The 25175-nt window shown below is 44.4% G+C and carries 22 protein-coding genes and 1 pseudogene; 7 read left to right on the forward strand and 16 right to left on the reverse strand.

Going from position 1 to position 25175, the window contains the following annotated elements:
- The first annotated feature begins 138 nt into the window (after positions 1–138).
- Positions 139–1134 carry a carbohydrate kinase family protein gene (locus tag IQ234_RS08485; RefSeq protein ID WP_193956769.1) on the forward strand — a complete coding sequence of 332 codons (996 nt, stop codon included), beginning with the start codon at positions 139–141 and terminating at the stop codon, positions 1132–1134.
- A gap of 10 nt (positions 1135–1144) precedes the next feature.
- Here the strand turns inward: IQ234_RS08485 and IQ234_RS08490 are convergent, their stop codons facing one another.
- From IQ234_RS08490 to IQ234_RS08500, 3 genes are all read right to left on the reverse strand, one after another.
- The gene (locus IQ234_RS08490; RefSeq protein ID WP_002732942.1) at positions 1145–2215 is read right to left on the reverse strand and encodes a YheT family hydrolase; all 1071 of its coding nucleotides are present in this window, start codon (positions 2213–2215) and stop codon (positions 1145–1147) included.
- Positions 2216–2280: 65 nt separating this feature from the next.
- A complete protein-coding gene (locus IQ234_RS08495; RefSeq protein WP_193956770.1) occupies positions 2281–2649 on the reverse strand; it encodes a DUF1818 family protein in 369 nt (122 codons plus the stop codon).
- Between the two features lie 6 nt (positions 2650–2655).
- Positions 2656–3231, reverse strand: a complete 576-nt coding sequence (locus IQ234_RS08500; RefSeq protein WP_193956771.1) for a hypothetical protein — start codon at positions 3229–3231, stop codon at positions 2656–2658.
- Between the two features lie 433 nt (positions 3232–3664).
- On the opposite strand from IQ234_RS08500, the gene leuS reads away from it, so the two are divergent.
- On the forward strand, positions 3665–6217 hold the full coding sequence (leuS, locus tag IQ234_RS08505; protein WP_193956772.1) for a leucine--tRNA ligase: 2553 nt from the start codon (positions 3665–3667) through the stop codon (positions 6215–6217).
- Between the two features lie 517 nt (positions 6218–6734).
- On the opposite strand, the gene IQ234_RS08510 is transcribed toward leuS, so the two are convergent.
- The 3 genes and pseudogenes from IQ234_RS08510 to IQ234_RS08520 form a co-directional block, all read right to left on the reverse strand.
- Positions 6735–7013 (reverse strand): hemolysin XhlA family protein, encoded by a 279-nt coding sequence (locus tag IQ234_RS08510; RefSeq protein WP_193956773.1) that lies wholly within the window; start codon positions 7011–7013, stop codon positions 6735–6737.
- 224 nt (positions 7014–7237) lie between these two features.
- Positions 7238–8206: a cysteine synthase A gene (locus IQ234_RS08515; RefSeq protein ID WP_193956774.1), complete on the reverse strand. Its 969-nt coding sequence runs from the start codon at positions 8204–8206 to the stop codon at positions 7238–7240.
- 24 nt (positions 8207–8230) lie between these two features.
- A pseudogene (locus IQ234_RS08520) lies at positions 8231–8431 on the reverse strand (PhoH family protein); the annotation flags it as partial.
- A gap of 165 nt (positions 8432–8596) precedes the next feature.
- Here IQ234_RS08520 and IQ234_RS08525 point away from each other — a divergent pair.
- A complete protein-coding gene (locus tag IQ234_RS08525; RefSeq protein WP_193956775.1) occupies positions 8597–9517 on the forward strand; it encodes a glycerophosphoryl diester phosphodiesterase membrane domain-containing protein in 921 nt (306 codons plus the stop codon).
- 194 nt (positions 9518–9711) lie between these two features.
- Here the strand turns inward: IQ234_RS08525 and IQ234_RS08530 are convergent, their stop codons facing one another.
- The 5 genes from IQ234_RS08530 to IQ234_RS08550 all read right to left on the reverse strand — a co-directional run bounded on the left by IQ234_RS08530 (position 9712) and on the right by IQ234_RS08550 (position 16523).
- Positions 9712–10512 carry a formylglycine-generating enzyme family protein gene (locus IQ234_RS08530; protein WP_193956776.1) on the reverse strand — a complete coding sequence of 267 codons (801 nt, stop codon included), beginning with the start codon at positions 10510–10512 and terminating at the stop codon, positions 9712–9714.
- 200 nt (positions 10513–10712) lie between these two features.
- Positions 10713–10964 carry a UPF0175 family protein gene (locus IQ234_RS08535; protein ID WP_002769612.1) on the reverse strand — a complete coding sequence of 84 codons (252 nt, stop codon included), beginning with the start codon at positions 10962–10964 and terminating at the stop codon, positions 10713–10715.
- A 205-nt stretch (positions 10965–11169) separates the two neighbouring features.
- Positions 11170–14064 (reverse strand): formylglycine-generating enzyme family protein, encoded by a 2895-nt coding sequence (locus IQ234_RS08540; protein WP_193956777.1) that lies wholly within the window; start codon positions 14062–14064, stop codon positions 11170–11172.
- Positions 14061–15020 carry an AAA family ATPase gene (locus IQ234_RS08545; RefSeq protein WP_193956778.1) on the reverse strand — a complete coding sequence of 320 codons (960 nt, stop codon included), beginning with the start codon at positions 15018–15020 and terminating at the stop codon, positions 14061–14063. Before IQ234_RS08545 ends, IQ234_RS08540 begins: the two co-directional genes overlap by 4 nt.
- 6 nt (positions 15021–15026) lie before the next feature.
- Complete coding sequence (locus IQ234_RS08550) at positions 15027–16523, reverse strand: hypothetical protein (protein WP_193956779.1); 1497 nt, start codon at positions 16521–16523, stop codon at positions 15027–15029.
- 158 nt (positions 16524–16681) lie between these two features.
- Between IQ234_RS08550 and IQ234_RS08555 the strand changes: the two genes are divergently transcribed.
- Complete coding sequence (locus tag IQ234_RS08555) at positions 16682–16864, forward strand: hypothetical protein (RefSeq protein WP_193956789.1); 183 nt, start codon at positions 16682–16684, stop codon at positions 16862–16864.
- Positions 16865–16927: 63 nt separating this feature from the next.
- Positions 16928–18043 (forward strand): fatty acid desaturase, encoded by a 1116-nt coding sequence (locus IQ234_RS08560; RefSeq protein ID WP_193956780.1) that lies wholly within the window; start codon positions 16928–16930, stop codon positions 18041–18043.
- 180 nt (positions 18044–18223) lie between these two features.
- Here the strand turns inward: IQ234_RS08560 and IQ234_RS08565 are convergent, their stop codons facing one another.
- From IQ234_RS08565 to rpmI, 3 genes are read right to left on the reverse strand one after another with little or no spacing between them, the layout of a single operon-like run.
- Complete coding sequence (locus IQ234_RS08565; RefSeq protein ID WP_193956781.1) at positions 18224–19180, reverse strand: PhoH family protein; 957 nt, start codon at positions 19178–19180, stop codon at positions 18224–18226.
- A 13-nt stretch (positions 19181–19193) separates the two neighbouring features.
- On the reverse strand, positions 19194–19541 hold the full coding sequence (rplT, locus tag IQ234_RS08570; protein ID WP_002739593.1) for a 50S ribosomal protein L20: 348 nt from the start codon (positions 19539–19541) through the stop codon (positions 19194–19196).
- 31 nt (positions 19542–19572) lie between these two features.
- Positions 19573–19776 (reverse strand): 50S ribosomal protein L35, encoded by a 204-nt coding sequence (rpmI, locus tag IQ234_RS08575; RefSeq protein ID WP_002740108.1) that lies wholly within the window; start codon positions 19774–19776, stop codon positions 19573–19575.
- Between the two features lie 210 nt (positions 19777–19986).
- Between rpmI and IQ234_RS08580 the strand changes: the two genes are divergently transcribed.
- Complete coding sequence (locus tag IQ234_RS08580) at positions 19987–21162, forward strand: transaldolase (RefSeq protein WP_193956782.1); 1176 nt, start codon at positions 19987–19989, stop codon at positions 21160–21162.
- A 122-nt stretch (positions 21163–21284) separates the two neighbouring features.
- On the opposite strand, the gene prfA is transcribed toward IQ234_RS08580, so the two are convergent.
- On the reverse strand, positions 21285–22385 hold the full coding sequence (prfA, locus tag IQ234_RS08585) for a peptide chain release factor 1 (protein ID WP_193956783.1): 1101 nt from the start codon (positions 22383–22385) through the stop codon (positions 21285–21287).
- Complete coding sequence (locus tag IQ234_RS21745) at positions 22346–22543, reverse strand: hypothetical protein (protein ID WP_322743446.1); 198 nt, start codon at positions 22541–22543, stop codon at positions 22346–22348. Before IQ234_RS21745 ends, prfA begins: the two co-directional genes overlap by 40 nt.
- A 379-nt stretch (positions 22544–22922) precedes the next feature.
- Between IQ234_RS21745 and IQ234_RS08590 the strand changes: the two genes are divergently transcribed.
- Positions 22923–25076: a polyribonucleotide nucleotidyltransferase gene (locus IQ234_RS08590; RefSeq protein ID WP_193956784.1), complete on the forward strand. Its 2154-nt coding sequence runs from the start codon at positions 22923–22925 to the stop codon at positions 25074–25076.
- Positions 25077–25175 lie beyond the last annotated feature (99 nt).

The raw sequence follows: 25175 nt of genomic DNA on the forward strand, positions 1-25175 counted from the left end.
CACCCCACACCCCACACCCCAATTCATAATTCATAATTCATAATTCATAATTCATAATTCCCACTCTCCGCTCCCCGCTCCCATCTCCCATCTCCCCACTTCATAATTCATAATTCATAATTCATAATTCCCACAGCAATGCTTAACAATCAAATATCTTCGCCGGTGTCTGTCATTTGTTTAGGGGAAATCCTCTATGATCTAATTGCCGATCAAAGCGATCGCGCTATAGAGCAAGTAACTTCTTGGACAACCTACGCGGGGGGTGCGCCAGCAAACGTGGCCTGTGGATTGCGAAAATTGGGCATAAATTCGGCTTTTATCGGTTGTGTGGGCAAAGATCAACCCGGAGAACAGTTAATCGCCTTGCTAGACGCGCTCGGAGTCGATACCACTGGTGTACAGTATCATGCCACCCTACCCACCCGACAAGTTTATGTCACCCGCGATGCTGGGGGAGACAGACATTTTGCGGGCTTTGGCGGCAGAAAAACGACTGATTTTGCCGATACTGCCCTTAATGCTGACTTATTACCCGAAAATCTGTTTAAAAATGCCGATTATCTAGTGATGGGAACCCTAGGGTTAGCCTATCCCCTTTCCCGCCGGGCAATGCAATGCGCCCTCGAATTGGCTAAAATTTACGCGGTGAAAGTATTGATCGATATCAACTGGCGACCAGTTTTTTGGCCTAATCTTGAGGCTGCCCCTGATATCATTCGAGATTTTATTGCCCAGGCCGATTTGCTCAAATGTAGCGAGGAAGAAGCAGCGTGGTTATTTAGCACTGATAACCCCGGAGAAATATCATCACAATACCCCGATTTAGGGGCAATTCTGGTTACTGGCGGCGCAAAAGGTTGTAAATATCATTTAGGCGAAAATAGCGGCAATGTCGAGGCTTTTTCTGGGGAGGTAGTGGATACAACTGGGGCGGGGGATGGCTTTGTGGCGGGTTTTTTGGCTCGTGCCGCTCTGGGAGGCGATCAAATCGAGGAAAATGCCGATTTAGCGCGTAAGGCGGTGATTTATGCCTGTGCGGTGGGGGCAATGGTGACAAGAAGAGCAGGCGCGATCGCATCCCAACCGACTCGGGAACAGGTGGAGGAGTTTCTAGCGGCCTTTGAATCCTAGAAATTAGCCCTTATTTGCCCGTTTTTTGGTCAAACCAGTCTAAAACCCGATTCCACGCCCACCAGCGATCGCTATCGCCCCACTGACGCTGACAGGATAAACTGCTGATATAACCCACATGACCGCCATGGTTGGTTAAGAGTAGATCCACGTGGGGATTATCAGCGATCGCCGCTTGCAGATCGGGAATAACTGCGGGGGAAAAGAGGGGATCATCGGCTGCGTAGAGGATAAAAGTGGGTTTAGTTAGATAGGGTTGAAAGGGCAAGGGACTACTAGCGGCATAATAGTCAAAAACTGTCTCAAATCCTAGCTTTTTAATCACTAATTCGCGATCGAATCCGGCAATCGTGGTGGCGCGAGTAATTGCTTCGGGATCGATATGATCGGGATGAGCTTTATGGATGCGTTTGGCTAACTTGCGTAGTTCCCTAGCGATCGCTTTTTCCAAATGTTTCCCCCAGGTATCCCGGACGAGATAGGATAAAGAACGATTAGAGTCTAAATTAGGACAAATTACCGCACCGCCGCCGATATCGACGGGATCGATCCCCATATCTTCCTGATTCTCGGCCGATTTAATTCCCCAGAGGGCCAATTGTCCCCCCAGAGAGTAACCCGTGAACCAAAAAGGAGCAGGACAGCCCATTTTTTGAGCTTGGGCGGCAATATGAATGAAATCTAGCCCTTCATAGATGCCATCGGAGGTGAGAGTCGGGGATAATTCGGCTGTCTTACCGTGGGCCCGCCAATCGAAGAGGACGACCGCGTAGTTTCTCGCTACGGCTTTTCTGCCTAAAATCCTTAAAAACCATTGATTATCTAAGTCTCCCGTGATGCCGTAGGTGCCGATAATGGTTCCTTTCGCTTGCGGGGGAATGGAAACAATCCCGTAGATGGGGACGGCATTGGCCCCGGTGAAAATGGTTTCTTGATAGACTGGTTCGGGAATAGCGATCGTATTTTGCCAGGTTTCTCGCGCTTTTAGGGACACATAGAGAGTCATGGCAAAACCGTTTTTCAGCAATGGGGGCGGAGTGTAGGTGAGATTATCGGTCTTCGTCCTCGGATGGGCAATCATGGCAGCACAGGGGATTCAAAAAGTCAAGAGGGGGAGAAAAAAATTAACTTATGCCCACCGCTTTATTAAAAATTGTAAAGCAAATTGTCCCAAGCGGCGAGCAACTCCCGCAGGGCAGTGGCCGACCAATTGCCCTCACAACCGCGACCTTGATAGAGAATCAATCGCAGGGAATAATTATCGGGAAATCCTGCCGCTTCTAACCATAAAAGCTCGCTTTCCGCTTCACAAGCAATACTTTCTTCATCCATTAATTCTGTGGCCATGGCGGCCATAGTCGCGGTCAATTGTGATAGTAATCGACGCAAATCTTGCCACTCAGCCTCGGTTAATTCGATCGCCCAATCATCGCTACCAATTAATCCTTTATAAACGGCTGCCGTAGGATTCCAACCGAGTCGCCAACCCGAACCATATTTGAGAATTTTTTCCATAATTTTCTAGAATTTTAATAGGTCAGCATCTCCCGGTTTTGATAAAGATGGACGACTAGGAGAAAGACTAGGAGAAGGACTAGGATTGGGGGTTTCTTGGGGAAGAATAGCGGGGTTATAAATTTCGACTAGAAGGGTGACTAACTGCTGCCGTTGACGACGATTAAGACTGTTCATCGCTTTGATGTCAGCAGCCATGGGGTTAACGGTAAGGGTTGCTTGTCCCGGATAGTTTTCTTCGCTGATTTTCTCGTTTACTCCTAGATAATCTCCCAGGGTTAATTGCCAATCAAAACGGATGAGAGTAAACCTTTTTTTGGTATCTTGATGATAACGAAGAAAGCGACTGATTAAAGTATTATTCGGATCGACCGCTCCTGTCTCTCGACGGATATAGTTGTTTTCTTTCGGTAAATCTGGCATTACTTGGTAAATTTGTTGGGCAACTGTTTCGGGGCGTTGAATTTGGCTCATCCCGGTGGATTGCCACGATAACCACCAGACAAATATCCCTATTACTAGGCAGAATACTAATAATATGAGTCGCTGAATTTTTAGCTTTTGAGGTAATTTTAATAGCATATTGATCGAGAAAAAATTGAGCAGAACCTTTTTATAAATAGTGTCACACAAAGATTGCCATTCATCGCGGCTAGATTTTCCGAAGCTTTTAGAACACTTGTACTAAAATATCCAGCCAAGTTTTCCACCATACTGTAATTCTTGGGCTGCCCATTTCTCCATTTTGTTGCTCATCTCCACCTTGATTCCTTCTTTCAAAACTATAGCTATCAATCGTTTCCCCTTTTTTTAAGTTTTTTCTCTTTTTGTTAAGAAAGATCTGACTAATCGATAGGGGGGATCGAACCCAAAATCTATCTTCTATTTAATTAGAACCACTTACTTAAAACCCAGAGGGTTTTTGCTAGGGTGGATAACCGCAAGACTGGCAATCGCCTCCAGCCGGCTGCTGTAAAATAGGAAGGATAGATAAAACTCAGGAGAAAAGACCCCAGTGCCGTACAACCCCGCAGAAATCGAACAGAAATGGCAGAAGATTTGGCAGCAAATGGGATTGGACAAAACCCCAGAAAACGCCAATAAACCGAAATTTTACGCCCTCTCCATGTTCCCCTATCCATCAGGCAACCTGCACATGGGTCACGTTCGTAACTATACTATCACCGATGTGATTGCCCGTCTGAAAAGAATGCAGGGTTATCGCGTGCTGCATCCCATGGGGTGGGATGCTTTCGGATTACCCGCAGAAAATGCCGCCATTGAAAGGGGAGTTCCTCCGGCAAAATGGACTGATCAAAATATTGCCCAGATGAAACGGCAATTACAACAGTTAGGATTATCTATTGATTGGGAAAGAGAAGTTGCCACCTGTTCCCCGGAATATTATCGTTGGACCCAATGGCTATTTTTACAGTTTTTTGAATCGGGATTAGCCTACCAAAAAGAAGCGGCAGTGAATTGGGATCCTATCGATCAAACTGTCTTGGCCAATGAACAGGTAGATAGTGAAGGAAAATCTTGGCGATCGGGTGCTAAAGTAGAAAGAAAGTTACTCCGGCAATGGTTCCTAAAAATCACCGATTATGCCGAACAATTACTCACTGATTTAGATAAACTTACTGGATGGCCGGAACGGGTTAAAACCATGCAGGCCAACTGGATTGGTAAATCGGTAGGTGCTTATTTAGAATTTCCTCTTGTTAATTCCCCAGAAAAAATTGCCGTTTTTACCACTCGTCCCGATACGGTTTATGGAGTGACTTATGTGGTACTTGCTCCCGAACATCCCTTAACTTTACAAGTTACCACTCCCGAACAAAAATCGGCCGTAGAAACTTTTATTCAAGAGATAGCCAGCGAAAGCGAATTAGAAAGAACTGCCGAAGATAAACCCAAACGCGGTATTAAAACCGGAGGACTGGCAATTAATCCTTTTACTGGTGAAGAAATTCCGATTTTAATTGCTGATTATGTCCTCTACGAATACGGGACGGGAGCAGTGATGGGAGTCCCGGCTCACGACAGTCGCGATTTTAAATTTGCTCAGGAAAATAACCTGCCAATTAAGATAGTTATTACTCCAGAAAGTGGCAAAATTGAGTTAAAAGAGGCCTATACAGAAGCGGGAATTATGATTAATTCCGCTCAATTTAATGGACTTAATTCTACAGCAGGAAAAACCGCTATTATTGATTATGCCACTGCTCAAGGTTACGGCAAAGCTAGAATACAATATCGCCTCCGGGATTGGTTAATTTCCCGTCAAAGATATTGGGGTTGTCCGATTCCAGTTATCCACTGTCCTCACTGTGGAACCGTGCCAGTACCTATCGATAATTTACCCGTTACTTTACCAGAAAATGTCGAATTTAGCGGTCGAGGTGCTTCTCCTTTAGCCAAATTAGAAGACTGGGTAAATGTGGATTGTCCTCGCTGTGGCACTCCCGCAAAACGGGAAACGGACACCATGGATACTTTTATTGATTCTAGTTGGTATTTCCTCCGTTATACCGATGCTAAAAATGAAGATATACCCTTTCAATTCGAGAAGGTTAATGATTGGATGCCCGTGGATCAATACGTCGGAGGAATCGAACACGCTATCCTACATTTACTCTATTCTCGTTTCTTTACCAAAGTTTTAAGAGACAGAGGTTTAGTTAATGTCGATGAACCTTTTAACCGTCTATTAACCCAGGGAATGGTACAGGGATTAACCTACAAAAATCCCGAAACTGGCAAATATGTCCCCGCAGAAAATGTTATCTATAAAGAGGATAAATATTGCGATAAAGACACGGGAGAAGTTCTTTCTTTCTTCTTTGAAAAAATGTCCAAGTCGAAATATAACGGCGTTGATCCTCTGAAAGTCCTGGAAAAATATGGGGCCGATACTGCCCGAATGTTTATACTTTTTACCGCACCCCCAGAAAAAGATTTACAGTGGGAAGATGCGGGAGTAGAAGGACAATTTCGCTTTCTTAATCGGGTGTGGCGTTTAGTCAGCGAATATATTGAAAATAAACCCAAGCAAGTCAAAAAAATAGAGACTTTCTCGAAAACTGACAAGGATTTAAGACGGGCAATTCACACCGCTATTAAAGAAATCTCCGAGGATTTAGAAGGAGATTATCAGTTTAATACCGCCATTTCCGAATTGATGAAACTCAGTAATGCTTTAGGGGATAATAAGTGTTTTGCATCCCCCATTTATCGGGAAGGAATCGAAACCTTATTAATCTTACTTTCCCTCTTTGCTCCCCATCTTAGCGAAGAATTATGGCAAGCTTTAGGCCATAGCCAATCAATTCACCTGCAACCCTGGCCAAAAGTTGATCCCACTGCCCTGATTGTGGACGAGATTACCCTTGTCATCCAAATTTTGGGAAAAACCAGAGGCACGATACAAGTTCCCGCTAGTGCCGATAAAAGCACCCTAGAAACCCTCGCCCTGGAATCAGAAATAGCCCAACGTTATTTAGAAGGTAAGGAAATCAAAAAAGTGATTGTTGTCCCGGGTAAATTAGTTAATTTTGTCGTGGGTTAAATGACAGCAATTATCACAATGGTAGGGATTAAGAACCTTTTCAGTTATCAGTAAATAGTCATCAGTGACCAGGGTGAGAGCATCTCAAAAGCTATTGACAATTGGCCAATTTTGTGATCCGCATGGGCATTTCAGGTGATACCAGTCAATCAGAATAGTTACGAAATCGACCAAATGGGTCGATTTTTATTTAACAATTGAGATAGCCAATTCTCCTCAAATATGCCTGAATCGCTCTCTGGGTAAGCAACTCACATAAAGTTCATTTTGTCAAGGATTGTTAAGATGCGCTTACCCTGAATGCTTCGCCCGTACAGGGATTTAATGGGGAGATTATCAGAATTGTATCACAGGGATAATAGGCGAAGGTTGTTGTCTGGGGTGGCGGCGAAGCTTTCGGATAAAAAATCTAGGATTTCAGCGATAGGTTATTGTCCGAATGCTTCGCCCGTACAGGGATTTTCTGCAATTTGAGGAATAACTGTTGCAGAAGGCGGTTCAAAATTCATTGTCTTAATTATGATTGAGGAAAAGGGAGAATAATATAGCGAATCACTGTTCTTATTAAAGCTGTTCCCAAGATGCCGATTAACGTCCAAATCTGGGCTTTCTGAGAGCCTTTTAATTCTTTTGTATCTTCTTTTACCCCTTCAATATCTTTTTCTAAAGCGTCCACCTTTTCCTCTAATCTTGCCTGTACTATTTTAATATCCATAACATCTTTTTGTAGATTATCCAACTTCTGATTAATTGAACCTAAAATTTCTTTGAGATTCTGTTCAATAGTAACTGACATCTGATGATTCTCCTAATAATGATAGTTATCAGTATTGTTATCTATCTTGTCTCAAGTGCTTGCCAAATATTGCGCCTCATTTTCCCTTGCTCCCTTCGCTAATTGTTGCCCTACCCCTACCATTATCTCCACTAATCCCCGCTTCGATAATTCCTTATTGTCCTGTAAGATTCGGGTTTCATCAGCTTAATCTAGCTGAAGGCTGACTTAACCCTAACAACAATTTAAGCTAATCCTTTTTCAGCTAACCATTGAGGATTATATAAACGAGATTGATAACGGGACCCACCATCACAAAGAACAGTAACAATAGTATGGCCTGGTCCCATTTGTTTAGCTAAAGCTACCGCAGCACCAACATTAATACCCACAGAACCCCCCATAAATAAACCATCTTTTTGTAATAGTTGATAAACAACTTTGATGGCAGTGGGATCATCAATTTGAATGGCATCATCTATGGGTGCGCCTTCCATATTAGCCGTAATACGACTATTCCCAATACCTTCAGTAATTGAACTACCTTCCAGGGTAATTGTCCCGGTTTTCACATAACTATATAAACCGCTACCCATCGGATCCGCCACCACACAACGCACCTGGGGATTTTGGTCTTTTAAAAACATCGCCACCCCCGCGTAGGTTCCCCCGGTTCCCGTGGCAGCCACCCAAGCATCAATTTTACCGTCGGTTTGTTCCCAGATTTCCCGGCCGGTGGTTTCGTAGTGAGCGCGACGATTAGCCAGATTATCGAATTGATTGGCCCAGATAGCATTTTCCATCTCGCCAGCCAATCTCCCCGATAATTTAACGTAATTATTGGCATCTCGGTAGGGAACGGCGGGAACAGTACGCACTTCCGCACCAAGGGTTCTTAAGAGGTCGATTTTCTCTTGGGATTGGGTATCGGGAATGATAATCAGGCATTTATAACCCTTAGCATTGCAGATATGGGCCAAACCGATGCCAGTATTGCCGGCGGTTCCTTCGACAACGGTTCCCCCCGGTTGGAGAGTACCGGCTTTTTCCGCTTCTTGGATAATATATAAAGCGGCGCGATCCTTGACCGAACCACCGGGGTTAAGAAATTCGGCCTTACCGAGAATCTCGCAGCCAGTTTCCTCGCTAAAACTATTGAGACGAATTAGGGGAGTATGACCCACCGCATCGACGAAACCATTTTTAATATCCATAATCTGTTATTTTTCGTGCTGTTCCTAGGCTGAGACGGTTTTTTGTACTAAGGGATGACGCACCCCATCGGCCCGCGATAGGTAAGAAAAAGCGATCCCTTCTACTGATTTTAGGATTTTTTGAGCGGCAATTAACCCCGATTCCTGTGGTTGCGGTAAATCGGTTTGAGTGATATCTCCGGTTACTACCATGCGCGAACCGAATCCCAAGGGAGTTAAGATCATTAATGCGATCGCAATTTCTCCACTGGGGAATTGAATCGTTGGCCAATTTCTACCACTTTAGCAAAATTGTTGTCTTAGCTGGAAATATTGATTAAATTGGAAGTTTTTAGCTGTTATTAGTTACTTAACCTAATATAGTGGTGGCATTCTGTAAGGAGTCCAGCCGTGACTAACAATTCCATCGCTCCTTTGACTATTGGCAATACAATTAATACTGCCTTCCGTCTTTATCGTGATCGCTTCCCAACTTATGTATTCTTTGCTGTCCGCGCCTGTTTGTGGTCGCTTTTCCCCTTAGTTTTGCAATTAATTCTCAGTCAATTACTTTATCAAACAATTACCCCCGAACAAGGCAGCGATATCGGTTTACGTTTATTTCTTTTCCCGATACAAATTTTCTCGGCTGCTAAGTATCTTTTCAATAATGCGGTTATCTCACGATTAGCTTTTCAAGACATTATTTATCAGCCGGAAACTGCCGGACAAGCGGAAAAAAAAGTTAAGCCGAAAATGTGGCGCTTGTGGTGGATGCAGGTTTTGATCGGTTTGTTGGGAGCGGCAATAATTTTGGCGATAACGCTGCCTCTGGTGTTAGTCAGTTTTATCCCCATCCTTGGTGTATTGCTTATTTTACTGGCTTCTTTCTGTCTTCCTGTTTTCTTCCTTTGGTTATCTGCTCGGATTTATATTGCCGAATTGCCCTTAGTAATTGAAGATAATTTAGGCAGTTGGCAAGCAATCAAGAGAGGTTGGCATTTAACTAAAAACTCGGCTTGGAGAATTGTGGGAGTGATGTTTATTGCCAGTTTATTAATTATTCCAGTTTATATTCTGTCAGTAGCTTTGGCTTCAATTCCCCTTTGGGCTAATTTTTCCTCTTTTTATAGTAGCTTTGAATCGGTGGAGGACTGGCAAACGCTCACGGAAAATCCTCTTTTTTTCCAACAAATGGCGATGTTTTCCTATGGTCTGATTACTGTTTTTGTACTTCTGAATATTTTATTAGTTCCTTTTTGGCAATCTCTCAAAAGTGTGATCTATAATCATGTTTTAGACCAGAAAAAAAATGATGGGGGAGAATACTAATAACTGAGCGGCTGTTGATGTAAGAAGACTCATTTAAACTGCTTATTCTTAAGATTAGCCGAACTTCCCCCACCCCCCCGATGTCGGGGGGGCAGGGGGGGGGTGCCTCTTGTCTCGTCTCAACAAGCAATTTATACCCCACAGAAAACGGGTTTCTCAGAGAAACCCGTTTTCTACTCATGCCAGAAAAAGGGTTACAAAGTCCTCCCAGCACCGCACACCACCCGAAAACCGAAGTCGAAGGTGCGGAAGACGCGGCGGCCGAAGTTGCTGCGGTAAGCGGAACGGCAGTAATCTAAATGGTTGCACCAAGAACCGCCCCGCATAGCTTTATATGCCTGATTTTGCTGTTTTTTGCTCTTTTTTATCTCCTCATAGTTTTCGCGCCAATCATCTTGACACCACTCCCAGACATTTCCGTGCATATCATATAAACCAAAGTCGTTGGCGTAGAATTGCCCAACAGGGGTGGTTTTTGTGAGATTGTTATTATAGTTGGCTAAATCTGGGGTAAGAATTTCCCCAAAGTGATAGGGGGGGTAGGTTTCTCCTTTGTGGAGATTTAAGGGTTTGGTTTGCGCTCGACAAGCGTACTCCCACTCAGCTTCCGTTGGTAGCCTATATTTTCTTTTACTTAATTTAGATAGCCTTTGGCAAAATTCCACAGCATCTAACCAACTTACCATTTCAACGGGGTTTGTGCTGCCTTTAAAAAATGATGGCTCTGGGTTTAAATCTTGCTCTACTTTTAAATCTTCTCTTTGGGCAATATATAACCATTGAGCTTGGGTAATGGGATAAATACCCATCAAGAAGTTTTTCAGGGTAACGTTGTGTTGGGGCTTTTCACTTTGATTACCACTTTCTTGTTCTGAAGAACCCATTGTAAAGGTTCCCGATGGTATTTTGACTAATTCTATTTCTAGGTCATCGGTGAGTTTTTCTCTATAGATTAAAAGACGTTTTTGGGTCTTTTGGATGATTATTGTAGGCATAAGTAAGTGATTATAATTAAATTGAAGATAGATTTTAGGCTCTCTTAGGTTTGGTGGGTAAAATGTATTATAAGATACATTCTTCCTAGCGAGCGAGTGAAAGGAACCACAAAGACACAAAGGACACAAAGGAAAGATCGATCCGATGTAAGTTAAACTTATCACACAGAACCTAGAAGAGCCATGTATCGGCAATGACGTTAGGCATTAGCCAGATCCTCGATTAATTCTGCTTCCTTGAGTCGGAAGGTATCAACTCCATAGTCTGCAAGTTTAGAAAGAAAAACAACTCGCGGAATACCTGCTAAGTTGGCAGCAGTGCCAGAGGAAAGTTTTCCCAATTCATAAAGTTTAATGGCAGCAAGAAGAGAGATTTCCTGTCCTAGTTGTTCTGGGGTGAGATGTAAAGCGAGAGCAGTTTCATCGGGTAGGGAAAGAGTGATTTGGTACATGATGAATCCTAGGATTAATTGATAGTAGGATTGATTGATTGTAGGGTTGATTCATGAATCAACCCTACCTTGATAAGGGGGATCAAAACCCGTCTTCAATTTAATTATAACCAGCTACTTATCAGCCAACTCACATCTAGTACATTTGTTCAAAAAAATCGAAAAGGAGAAAAAGGGTAAAAAAAGGAAAAAAAGAGAAAAAGGGTTACAAAGTCCTCCCAGCACCGCACACCACCCGAAAACCGTCGTAGTTGCTGCTGAGGTCGCGGCGGTTGCTGTAGCCGCGGTAAGCGGAACGGCAGAAAGGAGGATGGCTGAACCAAGAACCGCCCCGCAGAGCTTTATATGCCCGATTTTGCTGTTTTTTGCTCTTTTCTTGCCAAGGACTACCATCCCTAGGTGCGCCTTGATAATTTTCCCAGAAGTGATCCTGACACCACTCCCAGACATTGCCGTGCATATCATACAAACCAAAACCATTGGGGGGAAATTGCCCCACGGGGGTGGTTTGCTGGCGATATTCTCCTGCTGGTTCCTTAGCAAAGCGTTCCCTAGCATCGTAGTTAGCTAAATTTGAGGTGAGGGTTGCTCCGAAGTGGAAGGGGGTGGTGGTTCCAGCACGACAAGCATACTCCCATTCCGCCTCACTGGGTAGCCGATACTGTTTCTTGGTCATTTTAGAGAGCCTTTGGCAAAATTCTACGGCATCTAACCAAGATACATTTTCAACGGGGTTTGTGCTGCCTTTAAAATATGATGGCTCCAGTTTTAAATTTCGCTCTACTTTTAAATCTTTTCTTTGGGCAATATATAACCATTGAGCTTGGGTAATCGGAGTTTGACTTAGGTAAAACGGAGCGATTTTTACTAAATGTCTGGGGGATTCTCGTTGGAACCAATCCCTATCGTATTTTTCCCCTAGCCGCGCTATTTCCTCCGCTTCGGTTCCCATCCAAAACTCCCCCGAAGGAATATAGAGCATTTTTAAGCTGGGGGGATTTTCTTCAAAGTAGAAGGCTCTCACGGGTTCCTTGGCGGTAATTTGTCCCGTCTCATCCACAAAAACGGTTTCAGACTTGAACAGGGTTAGGTTAAATTTCTCGGTGATGATTTCTTCTTCTGTGTTATCCAAAACTTCCCTAAACTGGACTGGGATTGTCTCGGCGGTTATTTCTTCGCTTGCCAAAATTTTAAGCTGCTCAGGGGTTAAACGAAGGCGCTGATACAGTTCCCCATCTTCTACGCTGAAATCCTTAAGTCTATCCTTGAGCAGTTGAAACAATATTTCCTCTCCTCCCGTAAGCTCTTTTACCTTAGCTATGGTTACGGTTTTATATTTCCTCAGCCACTTTTCCTCAACCGGTAGGGGTGGAGGTGAGTCAACCATAGATTGCAGCTTTTGGCTAATTTCTTGGTACTTTGCTTCCCCTAGCTTTTGGAAAACCTTGGCAGATACCTTGGCAAAGGCGCGGACTAGATTAGCTGCTTCTTTGCCGAGGAGAACTTGGGGATTGGTAAGAATAAGACCAAAAAAGGTGGTGGTACTCAGGTTGAGTTTTTGGGCGATGTATTCCGAGAGGACAAAAATTACCTCTAAGGCGCGGCTATTCCCTAGTTCAGTGAGCAGAAGCTCTCTGTCCTCATCATCAAATTCAAAATCTAGGCTGTTGGGGGGAGTATGAAAGTTAAATTTACCTTCTTTTCCTTTGTCCCACTTCACTGGTTCCCCTCCTAGATGGACTTTGAGAAAACCGCTAAGGATGACTTCTGCTATGTTTAGGGGGTTAGAGGCGCTTAAAAGTTTGCTTTGGATAAGACGGATAATGGGAAGATTTACCGGGGCTGCGGCTAATTTTTTCAGTAATTCCCAAGCTAGAGGTGAGGCGGTACTAGCGAATAGTTGTAGAGCTTGCTTCCTAGACATCTCCGGAGAAATAGTTGCGGGTATTTCTCTGTTTTGGGGGGATTTTTCTAGTAGTACCCCCGCACAGGTGGCGTTGCTGTCACCACTGACAACGAGCGCCCAAGCTTTTAAGGATGAAGGGGTTAGGGAGATGGTGGGTAAGGGAAAGTAGGTTTTTTGGATTGTTTCTCTGAGAATATGTTGATTTTCCTCTTCGTTCTCAATTTGTAGTAGCAGGGGGATAGAGGTAAATCTCCAGTTTTGTGAAGGTTTCCGGGGGGTTTGGTTGACTAGGGAGACGAACCAACCTCGACTAAGGGCGGTTCTTTCCCACATTGCTTCCGGGAAGGGAGAAAGCAGGGTGACGATTTGGTGTTTTCCCCAGTCCTGAAGAGCTTGGTTATAGCGTCCTTGATACCAGTCTGGGGAAGTACAATCGCTGTAGAAGAGGATAAGTCTTTCGCCACGAGGATGGATGAGATCTTTTGGGTGAATTGAGCAAGTATCGTTAGAGTAGGTACGGATGGCTAAATTTTGCTTGTCTTCGTCCCATCCGATGCGGTAGAGTTTGACATCCCGAAAGGCCCCGATTTGTTCTAGCCAATCGCGGATTTCCCCGGCCATTTCTTTCCAAAAGACCATGGAGGCCCATTCTTCAATCAGTAAAACCACCTCTAGGGAACGGACTTTTTTGGCTTGGTAAACGGGTATTAGGGCTAAACTGCCATCTCTCTTGCCGATGCTATACTCGGCCGATTTCTGTACGGTGCTGTTTAGGTTTATTTGTCTTTGGGTGGCTGAGTCTATCTTTTGGATGAGGGGACGCACTGCTCGCCCTAATTTTAGGGTTTCTCGCCAGAATTTGGCACTGGGGAGGCTAATGGGTAGGGTGTCTGCGCCTATCTTCTCAGGTTGTTTTTGTGCCTCTGTCTCCCGTATTAAGGGAACTTCATCGGATGGGGCTGCTGGCTCTTGGGTTTCCTTTTTACTCTCCTGGGGGGGTTTTTTAGCGGTCGGGGTTTCTTTCTTTTCTTCCCTAGGCTCTGTAGGGGGTTGGGGTTTTCCTTCCTCTTCTTGGGTGAGAACATACCACCATAAACTATCAGCTATCTGGTAACTGTCTAGGTCCCATCCCCTGCCCTTGACAAAGGTGATAAATTTATCAATCAGTTCTGGTGTGGGAGGGGTTTGGGTCATTTATTGCCTGTGTCGGTGAGGTAGGTAAATAGTAGGTTGGTAAGGGACTTTAATTCTGCACCCGTGGGTTTATTTTCGCCCATGCTCATAAAGACGGCGTTTAAAAGCTGGTCTGTTGCTAGTTCCCCTTTGTCTCGTTTTTTAACATATTCTGCGATCGCGTCTTCTATTTTTTTACTTTCGGGACTGGCCTCTTTATAATCAAAATGGCTTTTTACTATGTCTTTTAGTTCCTCTGGGGTGGGTTCGGGGATTTCTAAGAGCAGACATCTACGTTTAAAGGGTAGGGGAAAATCCCTCTCGCCGTTGCTCGTCATAATCACTATGGGGAACTGTTGGCAGCTTACCTTGCCTTGGGGGATGGATTCCCATTTACCGTCATGGGTTTGTACTGGTATTGGTTCGTTTTCGGTATCTTTAGCGAGTCGGGAAAGTTCGGTGATTTCAAATCTTCCCTCTTCAAAAAGGTTTAAGAGGTCGTTAGGTAAGTCGATGTCACTTTTATCTATCTCATCGATAAGCAGTACCCGGGGATAATTTCTCGGACAGAGGGCTGTTCCCAAGGGACCCAAGCGGATATACTGCCCTATGTCTTTTTTTTCTTCTAATTGGTAATCTTGCAAACGTGCGATCGCATCGTAGTAGTATAATCCCTCTTGTAGGGTAGTGCGGGTATTAATTGGCCAGACTAATACTTCTCCTAAGTCTAATTCGTAGGCGATTGCGTAGGCTAGGGAGGTTTTCCCTGTACCCGGTTTCCCTGTGACTAAAATAGGCCGGCGTAGGTGAATGGCTGCGTTTACGGTTTCGATGGTTTTAGGGTTAACTATGAGTTGTTTTCCCCGCTCCTCGGATTTGTCGGTGGCGAAGCTTCGCCAAGGTGGGATTTCTGGCCAGGTAATCTCATTCCTTGAGCCTTTTTCATGATTGCCTTGAAAGATTTTCCATGTATTCATAGTTAATTAACCTAGGTGCTGAGATGTTAAGTAGTGGAAGGGGGGCATCCGATTAGGGTCTTCTAAAAAGCATAATAGATGATGTCCTAGATGTTCGGGTTCATTTTCTAAATTATCTGGTGATTGTCGCCTCACCTCTTGAACTGTTGTGGACAATTGATTAATTTGAATACCCTGTAAGAGTGTATTAATTTCTGTTCTGTGACTTGCTTCCTGAGCATGACAGCGTGACCCAACGGCTAAAGGTATGCCATATTTTAAGCTTCTTTTAAATAATTGCTCTAAATCCTCTTGAGTTGAAGCGCAAAGATTGCTCCATAGAGTTGTTTCTTGGCACAAATAGGACTCGCTGTTAGTAACTGTTTGTGTATCTATAGAATTTGTTGTTAATCTCTCCCATCTACTTGTCCAATGTTGATAAGCTGGTTGATTCCGATATCTATTCTCCAATCTCATAAGAGAGCGAACATTAACAAAATATACTCTCTTAAGTTGAGTTAGGCTATCACAGCAATTGTATTCCCAAGATTCAAAGTTAGTATATAGTAGCTTACCATTGGTGAAAAATTCAATATTTAATTCTGCACCTCCTCGCTCATGACAATCTTCAATAATTTTTGTTAAAATGTTCGTTATATCTTTTTGAGTATAAACATCTTTGCTAACGCTACTCTCTACAGGAAGAGGTATATAATTATTTTCTTGACTTTGAGATGTATTTAACTGTAGAAACCACGCAGCAAATTGATATTCAGGGGAAGTATTTGCTACATGACCTTTACTCTCCTCTATTTTGATAATTAGATAGTTGTTAATATTTTCTCGATTGTCAAGTTCTGGATTAATTTCTGTTATCTCTGCTATCCAAGCATTGTAATCTGTGTCAGTAATTTTTAATAGTTCCTTTAACTCCTGTATTGTTTGTTCAATCTTTGAGCGAGTGGAGCTATTAACTCTGCTAAGTCTAAAAAGTATTATTAATGAATCTTTATTTGGAAGATTTATGATTTTATCGATGATTTCTTCAAAATTAGCCTTGTCATTATCTGGCAAGTACGACTTTATGATCGGACTCAGTTCTGATTGTTGTTGTCCAGACAAGTTATTTTTAAGCTTTGTAAATATATCAATTTTTGTCTTACTTTTAACAAAACTATTTTCTACAGAGATACCCTTGTTATCGATAGCATTCCAATGCTCAATTAATGTAATAAAATTGGTCTTTTGAACTTTTATAGGCGTTTTCATAGCTTCTGTGAGAGCTTTAGAAATCAAGGGAAATAATTTTTTATTTGCTTCTTTCCTAAGATTTTCTGAATTTAAGTAATTTTTCTCTGCTATCTCATCATAAGTTAAATCTTGACGAAATCCATTTACTAAGATTTTTTGTATATCAGATAATCCCTTATTATCTACTTTTATAACTAACTGCATTACAATGCCCAAAAAATCTGATTCATTCAGATCACTTGGTTTTTTAGACTTAGATTTTCTATCTCCCATTTGTCCTTGTGGTTCTCCTTTTAAGAATACAATTCACAAAATGCTACTTTTAGCTACTTAATGATACTTTGGCAAGTTAACTACTAAATGCTACAAAAACTACCTCGACAATTAAAAGGGCTAGAAATAAGCTAAAAGTGTAGTCTAATTCAGAGCTTATGTACATCTCAAACTACCAGATTAAATCACTAACCGAGAGGCTAAAAAATCTCTTGGGGTATGTACCCAAAGAAGCTTGGGTAATTAATCTCGCCATCGAGATAGAAATCTCTCCAAAGCAGTTTTTTAGTGATGGGCAATTGGTTCAGCACTACCGAGAAATCGAACAGCTACACAGCTAATAAAACCGCCTGAATTTGGTTATTTAACCATCTTCAGGACAGTAAAACTTATTTTCTACTGCCATGATACTCAAAAAAACCACCCCAACACAAGCATCGGCTTTAAGGGATAATCCACGCCTAGGGATGCTCCAAATCAGCGATAATCGTCTCGTACAAGCTTTCTTTGACTGGCTAACAGGCTACTACCTTGCTCCTCCTCTCTGGAAAAGCAACCCCTCCTTAGAGCTAATTTATGGCATACTCCAGTATATAGGCGGATTAGCGATCGCTCTTAGCCACTGGCAATTAATCCCCCTAGGATGGGTGTTATCCGTAGCTGGAGCGGCTCAATTGCAGGAAATAGCCCACTTTTGCGCCCATAATGCTTTTTTCCCTCAATATCCCACTTATAACCATCTTTTAGGTTGTTGGCTCACCTTAATTACCGGGAAAAAGCCCTTTCCGTTGTTCAAAAAAGATCATTTACTCATTCACCACCCCCCGAAAAACCTAGCTACCATGAATGACAAGGGGAATACCCCCTACCTAGTAGAAGAGTTAGGTTTTGAATTTGCCCAAGAAGAGGCCTTCTATTGGCAAAATCTCGGCAAGTTATTACTCTCTCCCAAGTTTTACGGAGAAACCTTCCTTTCTCGTCTGACTAATCTCCTTAAAGCTCCCATTAACTATCAAATAGCTACCCTGATTGTGCTTTTCTTGGCCTCTGTTTGTGCGGGTTTAACCCATTCTTGTTTAAGCTGCTTACTCTGGGTGCTATTTACCCAACTCGGAACCTATGCAGCCGCACTCTTGCAACAGCTACCGGAGCATAATTGGGCCTATGAAACCGATGATAATGAGGGAGCTAAATCTCAGGTAATTGGTAAATCTTTTGCTCTATATCTGGGTGCTTACCCCCCGCGCTCAGACCACTGGTTAGAGTGGTTAAAATGGTCCACGGAATTAGTGGGAGCAGTCTTTATTCGGCTAATCATCCTTCCAGTTAGCCTAGGGGCGCACTGTGTTCATCATGCTACACCAAACGATCACAACTGGGCTAATCAACTATACAGCCTAAGAGCTTTTCAGACTGGCTCAGTGAAAGGATGGCAGCGTTATCAATTCCTTGAGGTTTGGGGATACCGAAACGCCTTAAACTACGTCTTTGTCGGTTTTAGTTTAAGGAGAAAAAGCTAAATTAAACTCGGTGTGCAACTATATTTTTAGTCTTGATTTACAACAAGGCTTTCAGAAATCAGCAGAGATAAAGTATCCTCTGGAACCCTGATTCTGTCCTTTTTAGTTGCACATCGCGTTAAATTAACCTCATTCTATACCCTCTCGCAAGACTACAAGAGCGACCATCTCAATAATCTGTTATTTTTCCTGCTGTTCGTAGGCTGAGACGATTTTTTGTACCAAGGGATGACGCACCACATCGGCCCGGGATAGGTAACAAAAAGCGATCCCTTCCACTGATTTGAGGATTTTTTGAGCGGCAATTAACCCCGATTCCTGTTGTTGCGGTAAATCCGTTTGAGTGACATCTCCAGTTACTACCATGCGCGAACCGAATCCCAAGCGCGTTAAGACCATTTTTAACTGTGCTGGGGTGGTATTTTGGGCCTCATCAACGATAACAAAAGCATTAGCTAGGGTTCGTCCCCGCATATAAGCTAAGGGAGCGATTTCGATTTTACCCCGTTCCATCAGGTCGGGAATTTTGGCCGCTTCGATAAATTCGTATAAAGCATCGTAGAGGGGACGCAAAAAAGGATCGACTTTTTGCTGTAAATCCCCCGGGAGAAAGCCTAATTTTTCCCCCGCTTCCACGGCCGGCCGGGTGAGAATAATCCGTTCTACTTTATCTTCTAAGAGAGCCTGTACTGCTAAAACGGCGGCTAAAAAGGTTTTCCCCGTGCCAGCAGGTCCAATACAAAAGGTGATATCGTGACTTTGAATCGCTTGGATATATTGACGCTGACGGAAGGTTTTTGCCCGAATTAGCTCCCCGCGACGGGTACGAGCCAGAATATCCTGCTGTAGTTCTTTATACTCGCTAGAACGCCCCGTATCGAGGGCATGGATAGCGGTCATAATATCGGCTTCGGCGATTAACTTGGCCTCTTGCCATAAAATACTTAAGGAGCGTACAATCGCTGTGGCACGCTCCACGGGGGTTGGTTGCCCCCCAATCCGCAATTCCATGCCTCTGAGGACTAAATTTGCCCCAGTTTGCCTGGCTATCAATTTGAGGTTAGCTTCTTGATGACCCGCTAAAGCGATCGCACTTTCTGAACTGGGGAATTGAATCGTTTGCCAAGTTTCCGTCATGCTTGGGGCTAAATTATCCTTTGGCTGTTTCTACCACTTTAGCAAAAGCGACGGGATCGAGGACAGCTAATTGGGCCAACATTTTCCGATTGAGGAGGATATTAGCTTTCTTTAATTGTCCGGTCAGTTGGCTGTAACTGATGCCCTGTTGACGAGCAGCCGCGTTAATGCGGGTAATCCAAAGACGACGAAAATCGCGTTTACGTTTGCGACGGTCTCTATAGGCATTCCGCAAGGCCTTCATTACCTGTTGGTTAGCTGTACGGAATAAGCGCGAGTGAGAACCGCGAAAACCTTTGGCTAATTTGAGAACTTTTTTGCGTCGCTTGCGGGCGACATTCCCCCGTTTTACTCTAGACATGATAATCCTTTAGACGATTTTTCTGGAAAACTTACAAATAGGGCAACATTAAGCGCACTTCCTTCTCGTCGCGCTCGTCCACTAGGGTAATCTGGGACAAACGACGGCGCTTGCGTTCGGCACTTTTATGATCGAGTAGGTGATTTTTGAAGGCTTTGCGACGTTTGATTTTTTTGCCGCTTCCTGTGGCCTCGAATCGTTTGGCCGCCGCCTTTCGCGTTTTTAGCTTGGGCATAAACTCCGTTTTATTAAATCGACACAATCACTAATACTATCACAAATAAAGGACTTTGGGCAAGGAGTGGCCAAAAGATTCCCTAGCTTATCCTTACTTTGGCCAGGTCTGTGCTTGGGAATTAAATCAATCGGGAATTTTTCCCCTTCCTCCTGATCGAATCGCTAAGATCCAGATAATGTCTCGCGTTAACACGCATCTGGAGAAGTTATGGCTAAAACCCTACTAGAACAATTACGCCAATTTACAGTGGTTGTTGCCGATACCGGCGATATCCAAGCGATCGAAGCTTTTACTCCCCAAGATACCACTACTAACCCCTCCCTGATTACGGCTGCGGCCCAAATGCCCCAATATCAGCCGATTGTCGATCAAACCCTGCAAGCGGCCAGAAAAGAATTAGGAGAACAGGCCACCCCGGAAGATGTGGCCAAATTAGCTTTCGATCGCCTAGCGATCGGTTTTGGCCTACAAATCCTGCAAATCGTCCCCGGCCGCGTCTCCACCGAAGTGGATGCTCGTCTTTCCTACGATACCCAAGCTACCATCGACAAGGCCCGTTATCTCATTTCCCAGTATGAACAAGCGGGTATCTCTAGAGAAAGAGTCTTAATTAAAATTGCCTCGACTTGGGAAGGGATTAAAGCGGCAGAAGTCCTCGAAAAAGAGGGAATTCACTGTAATTTAACCCTATTATTCGGTTTTCATCAGGCGATCGCCTGTGCAGAAGCGGGAGTAACCTTAATTTCTCCCTTTGTCGGTCGGATTCTCGATTGGTATAAAAAAGAAACTGGTAAAGACTACGTTGGCGCTGAAGATCCCGGAGTCCAATCCGTTACCCAGATCTATAACTACTATAAAAAGTTTGGCTATAAAACCGAAGTTATGGGGGCAAGTTTCCGCAATATCGGCGAAATTTGCGAGTTAGCCGGTTGTGATCTTTTAACCATTTCGCCGAAACTGCTCGAGCAATTGCAAGAGACAGAAGCCGATTTACCCCGTAAGCTCGATCCAGCACAGGCCGCAACCCTTGATATTGTCAAAATTGCCATGGATCAAGCGACTTTTGAGAAAATGCACGCCGAAGATGCCATGGCTTCTGAAAAACTAGCGGAAGGTATTCAAGGTTTTACCAAAGCTTTAGAATTATTGGAACAATTGCTGATTCAACGTTTAACCCAGTTGGAAGGTCAGTCAACCCTAGAACACGCCGCCGAAGATATTTTCCGAGTCTATGATCATGATGGGGATGGTTTCATCACCCGGGAAGAATGGGCGGGAACCGATGCGGTATTCGATGCGATCGATATTAACCATGATGGGAAAATTTCTCCCGATGAGATCGCTGTCGGTTTGGGTGCGGCTTTTCGTTTAGTGGAAGCATAGAATTGGTTGTGAGTTGAAGGAAGCAGCATCAGTCCCCACCCGTACTAACCCCCACCAGTGGGGAAAGTGCAGGGAGTGGGGCGCTTTTTACTGTTCACTGGTAACTGATCACTGATCACTGATTAAGCTGTCTCTTGGGCAGCGGCTAATTCCTCCAGTTTTCCCTGTTGATCCTTGGCGATACAGGATTGAATCACATCTTCGATGTCGCCGTCTAAAATGCGATCGAGGGAAAAATTCTGATTTAAGCGATGATCGGTGAGACGATTATCCTTATAGTTATAGGTGCGAATTTTTTCCGAACGGGAACCGGTCCCCACCTGAGAGCGCCGCATGGAACTGACTGCTTCCTGTTGTTCCTGTAACTTTATATCGTACAGTTTCGCCCGGAGAATCTGCATAGCTCGTTCCCGGTTTTGCAATTGCGATCGCTCTTCGGTGCAAAAAACCCGGATTCCCGTGGGTTTATGGATTAAATCGACGGCAGTTTCCACTTTATTGACATTTTGACCGCCTGCACCCCCGGATCTAGCCGTGGTTAACTCAATATCCTTGGGATCGATATGCACTTCCACATCGTCCACTTCTGGCATAATTGCCACGGTAGCGGTGGAAGTGTGAACGCGACCACTTGCTTCCGTCAGAGGAACCCGCTGCACCCGATGGACTCCCGCCTCAAATTTCAGCTTACTATAGACGTTATCGCCTTTAATCTCTAAAATTGCCTCTTTAAATCCTCCCATATCCGCCGGAGATTCACTCAAAAGGCTAACTTTCCAGTTTTGAGTTTCGGCATATTTTGAGTACAAACGCACTAAGTCTCCCGCCCAAATACTGGCTTCATCACCGCCAGTCCCGGCGCGAATTTCTAGCATGATATTCTTTTCATCGAGGGGATCCCGGGGCAGCAGTAGAATGGTTAATTGGTCTTCCAAAGTGGCGATTTTTTCCTCTAATTCGGCCACTTCTAGGGCGGCGATTTCGCGTAGTTCGGGATCGCTGGCGGATTCTTTGAAGATTTGTTTCGCACCGATTAAATCCGCTTGACTTTTTTGCCAAATTTCGTAGGTGTTGACCGTTTCCTCTAGAGAAGCGCGAGATTTGGCTAGACGCTGTAATTCGCTGGGATTACCAGTGACATCGGGATCCGCTAGACGACGGGTTAATTCTGTGTAGGTCTGTTCTACAGATTGTAGTTTGTTGAGTAAATAACTTTCAGCCATAATCGATAGCCACAAATAGGGTTAAACGGGGTTAATTTGAAGATAACCCGCAAATTCTTTGGATTAAAAGCGTCTGAGAGATAATAGAGACGCAATACTTTTAATTGTCTTAATTTTCTTTGTCTGGAGTTCTGCGAGCTAGGAAAAATCCCGCTCAACTGCTGACAGTCAGTCAGTTTTGCTAATACTTAGAAATATTTTTAGGCCAGCAAGCGGCAAGGGAAGACATTTTTTTTCTTAACCAGATTATTCCTATATCTGAAACTATCATTTTTTGGCCGGTTTGGACAAGTAATCTTAAATTCTGTTTAAAAGCAGGGAGTGGGGAGATAGGGAGATAGGGAGATGGGGAGATGGGGAGATGGGGAGATGGGGAGCTTTTTTGCTGTGATCGGTAAACGGTAAAGAGTAATCAGCGAAATGATAACTGATCACTGATAACTGATCACTGAATACTAAACCTGTCGGAAAGGGGGACAAAAAATGCTAGGATGGCGACAGCACAGAGAAAAGTGAAAGAAAGGAATATAACTTTACATGGAAGAGTTTGACAAGTCAATATCCTTTGACGGCAGGGATATTCGACTAAAAATAGGGCTTTTAGCCCCCCAAGCTGGCGGTAGTGTTCTGATCCAATCGGGAGAAACGGCAGTTTTAGTGACAGCAACCACAGCCAAGGCCAGAGAAGGAGTAGATTTCCTGCCCTTAACCGTTGATTACGAAGAAAGATTATACGCCGCCGGGCGCATCCCGGGAGGATTTTTGCGTCGTGAAGGTCGTCCCCCGGAAAAAGCAATTCTGACCGGTCGTTTGATTGATCGCCCCCTGCGGCCTCTATTCCCCAGTTGGATGCGGGATGATATTCAGGTGGTCGCTACGACCCTCTCAATGGATGAGGAAGTCCCCCCGGATGTTTTGGCCGTTACCGGGGCTTCTGTGGCGGTTTTGTTGGCAGGTATTCCCTTCCAAGGACCGATGGCAGCCGTGCGCGTCGGTTTACTGGGGGATGAATTTATCATCAATCCCACCTACAAGGAAATCCATAACGGAGAATTGGATTTAGTGGTGGCCGGTAGTCCTGAAGGGGTGGTGATGATCGAAGCGGGAGCCAATCAGTTACCGGAACGGGATATTATTGAGGCGATCGATTTTGGTTATGAAGCGGTCCGCGACCTGATCACCGCTCAACGGGAATTGATCGATCAGTTGGGTATTCCCCTCGTCACCCGAGAAGCGCCGGTAGCAAACGAAACCGTGCAGAATTTCCTAAAAGAACAAGCTAAAGAGGAAATTAAACAGATTCTCTGCCAGTTTACCCTCAGCAAAACCGAACGGGATGAGAAATTAGAGGCGATCGAAAATCGGATCAAGGAAACTATAACCGCTCTCCCCGATGAAGATCCCTTAAAATCTCCAACGCTGGAAGAACCGAAGTTAATCGGTAATCTCTTTAAGGATCTGACCAAAAAACTGATGCGCGCCCAAATTATTGAGGATGGGGTGCGGGTTGATGGTCGTAAACTGGACGAAGTACGGCCGATTTCTTGCCGGGTAGGAGTTTTACCCCGTCGGGTTCACGGTAGCGGCCTGTTTAATCGCGGTTTAACCCAGGTGCTTTCGATCGCCACCCTCGGCACCCCCGGTGATGCTCAGGATTTGGGGGACGATCTCCATCCCGAAGACGAAAAACGCTATCTTCATCACTACAATTTCCCACCCTTTTCCGTCGGTGAAACCCGTCCCATGCGTTCTCCCGGCCGTCGAGAAATTGGTCACGGTGCTTTAGCGGAAAGGGCGATCGTGCCTGTCCTTCCCCCCCAGGAGGAATTTCCCTATGTGCTGCGGGTGGTGTCGGAAGTCCTCTCTTCTAATGGTTCCACCTCCATGGGTTCCGTGTGCGGTTCTACCCTAGCGCTGATGGATGCCGGTGTTCCCCTGAAAAAACCCGTTAGCGGTGCGGCCATGGGTTTAATTAAAGAAGGGGAAGAAGTGCGGATTTTGACCGATATCCAAGGTATCGAGGATTTTCTGGGAGATATGGACTTTAAGGTGGCTGGTACTGATTCTGGCATCACCGCTCTCCAGATGGATATGAAAATCCCCGGTTTAACCATGGAAGTGGTGGCTAAGGCGATCGAACAAGCTTTACCGGCCCGCAAACATATCCTCGAGAAGATGTTAGCGACCCTAGAAAAACCCCGCACGGAATTATCTCCCCACGCACCCCGGTTATTGACGATCAAGATCGATCCGGATCTGATCGGGTTAGTCATCGGGCCAGGTGGTAAAACGGTTAAAGGGATTACTGAACAGACCGGCACGAAAATCGATATCGATGACGATGGTACTGTCACCATTTCCTCTACCGATGGGGAACAGGCCGAAAAAGCTAAACGACTGATCTACAATATGACCCGCAAACTCAATGAGGGTGAGGTCTATCTCGGTCGCGTGACTCGCATTATCCAAATCGGCGCTTTTGTGGAAGTTTTGCCGGGGAAAGAGGGAATGATCCATATTTCCCAATTGGCCGAGGGACGCGTCGGTAAGGTGGAAGATGAAGTGGCCGTGGGGGATGAGGTGTTAGTTAAGGTACGCGAGATCGATAGTAAAGGTCGTCTCAATCTCACCCGTCTCGGTATTCATCCCGATGAGGCTGCCGCGGCCCGTAAGGCTGCTACTGTAGTCTAGGTAAATTTTTTGTTCATGGTTAACTCTCGATCGCTCGATCGAGAGTTTTTATTTTATCGCTAAAATTGCCTAAAAACAGCAATAGAGACGTAAAAAAAA

This window comes from Microcystis aeruginosa LEGE 91341 (genome assembly GCF_015206885.1).
GTDB classification, from domain to species: Bacteria; Cyanobacteriota; Cyanobacteriia; order Cyanobacteriales; family Microcystaceae; genus Microcystis; species Microcystis aeruginosa_H.

Bases quoted from the DNA above. Each gene is read 5' to 3' on its own strand.
- IQ234_RS08485 (WP_193956769.1), top strand. From the start codon at position 139: ATGCTTAACAATCAAATATCTTCGCCGGTGTCTGTCATTTGTTTAGGG.
- IQ234_RS08490 (WP_002732942.1), bottom strand. From the start codon at position 2,215: ATGATTGCCCATCCGAGGACGAAGACCGATAATCTCACCTACACTCCG.
- IQ234_RS08495 (WP_193956770.1), bottom strand. From the start codon at position 2,649: ATGGAAAAAATTCTCAAATATGGTTCGGGTTGGCGACTCGGTTGGAAT.
- IQ234_RS08500 (WP_193956771.1), bottom strand. From the start codon at position 3,231: ATGCTATTAAAATTACCTCAAAAGCTAAAAATTCAGCGACTCATATTA.
- IQ234_RS08510 (WP_193956773.1), bottom strand. From the start codon at position 7,013: ATGTCAGTTACTATTGAACAGAATCTCAAAGAAATTTTAGGTTCAATT.
- IQ234_RS08515 (WP_193956774.1), bottom strand. From the start codon at position 8,206: ATGGATATTAAAAATGGTTTCGTCGATGCGGTGGGTCATACTCCCCTA.
- IQ234_RS08530 (WP_193956776.1), bottom strand. From the start codon at position 10,512: ATGCCTACAATAATCATCCAAAAGACCCAAAAACGTCTTTTAATCTAT.
- IQ234_RS08535 (WP_002769612.1), bottom strand. From the start codon at position 10,964: ATGTACCAAATCACTCTTTCCCTACCCGATGAAACTGCTCTCGCTTTA.
- IQ234_RS08540 (WP_193956777.1), bottom strand. From the start codon at position 14,064: ATGACCCAAACCCCTCCCACACCAGAACTGATTGATAAATTTATCACC.
- IQ234_RS08545 (WP_193956778.1), bottom strand. From the start codon at position 15,020: ATGAATACATGGAAAATCTTTCAAGGCAATCATGAAAAAGGCTCAAGG.
- IQ234_RS08550 (WP_193956779.1), bottom strand. From the start codon at position 16,523: ATGGGAGATAGAAAATCTAAGTCTAAAAAACCAAGTGATCTGAATGAA.
- IQ234_RS08555 (WP_193956789.1), top strand. From the start codon at position 16,682: ATGTACATCTCAAACTACCAGATTAAATCACTAACCGAGAGGCTAAAA.
- IQ234_RS08560 (WP_193956780.1), top strand. From the start codon at position 16,928: ATGATACTCAAAAAAACCACCCCAACACAAGCATCGGCTTTAAGGGAT.
- IQ234_RS08565 (WP_193956781.1), bottom strand. From the start codon at position 19,180: ATGACGGAAACTTGGCAAACGATTCAATTCCCCAGTTCAGAAAGTGCG.
- rplT (WP_002739593.1), bottom strand. From the start codon at position 19,541: ATGTCTAGAGTAAAACGGGGGAATGTCGCCCGCAAGCGACGCAAAAAA.
- rpmI (WP_002740108.1), bottom strand. From the start codon at position 19,776: ATGCCCAAGCTAAAAACGCGAAAGGCGGCGGCCAAACGATTCGAGGCC.
- IQ234_RS08580 (WP_193956782.1), top strand. From the start codon at position 19,987: ATGGCTAAAACCCTACTAGAACAATTACGCCAATTTACAGTGGTTGTT.
- prfA (WP_193956783.1), bottom strand. From the start codon at position 22,385: ATGGCTGAAAGTTATTTACTCAACAAACTACAATCTGTAGAACAGACC.
- IQ234_RS08590 (WP_193956784.1), top strand. From the start codon at position 22,923: ATGGAAGAGTTTGACAAGTCAATATCCTTTGACGGCAGGGATATTCGA.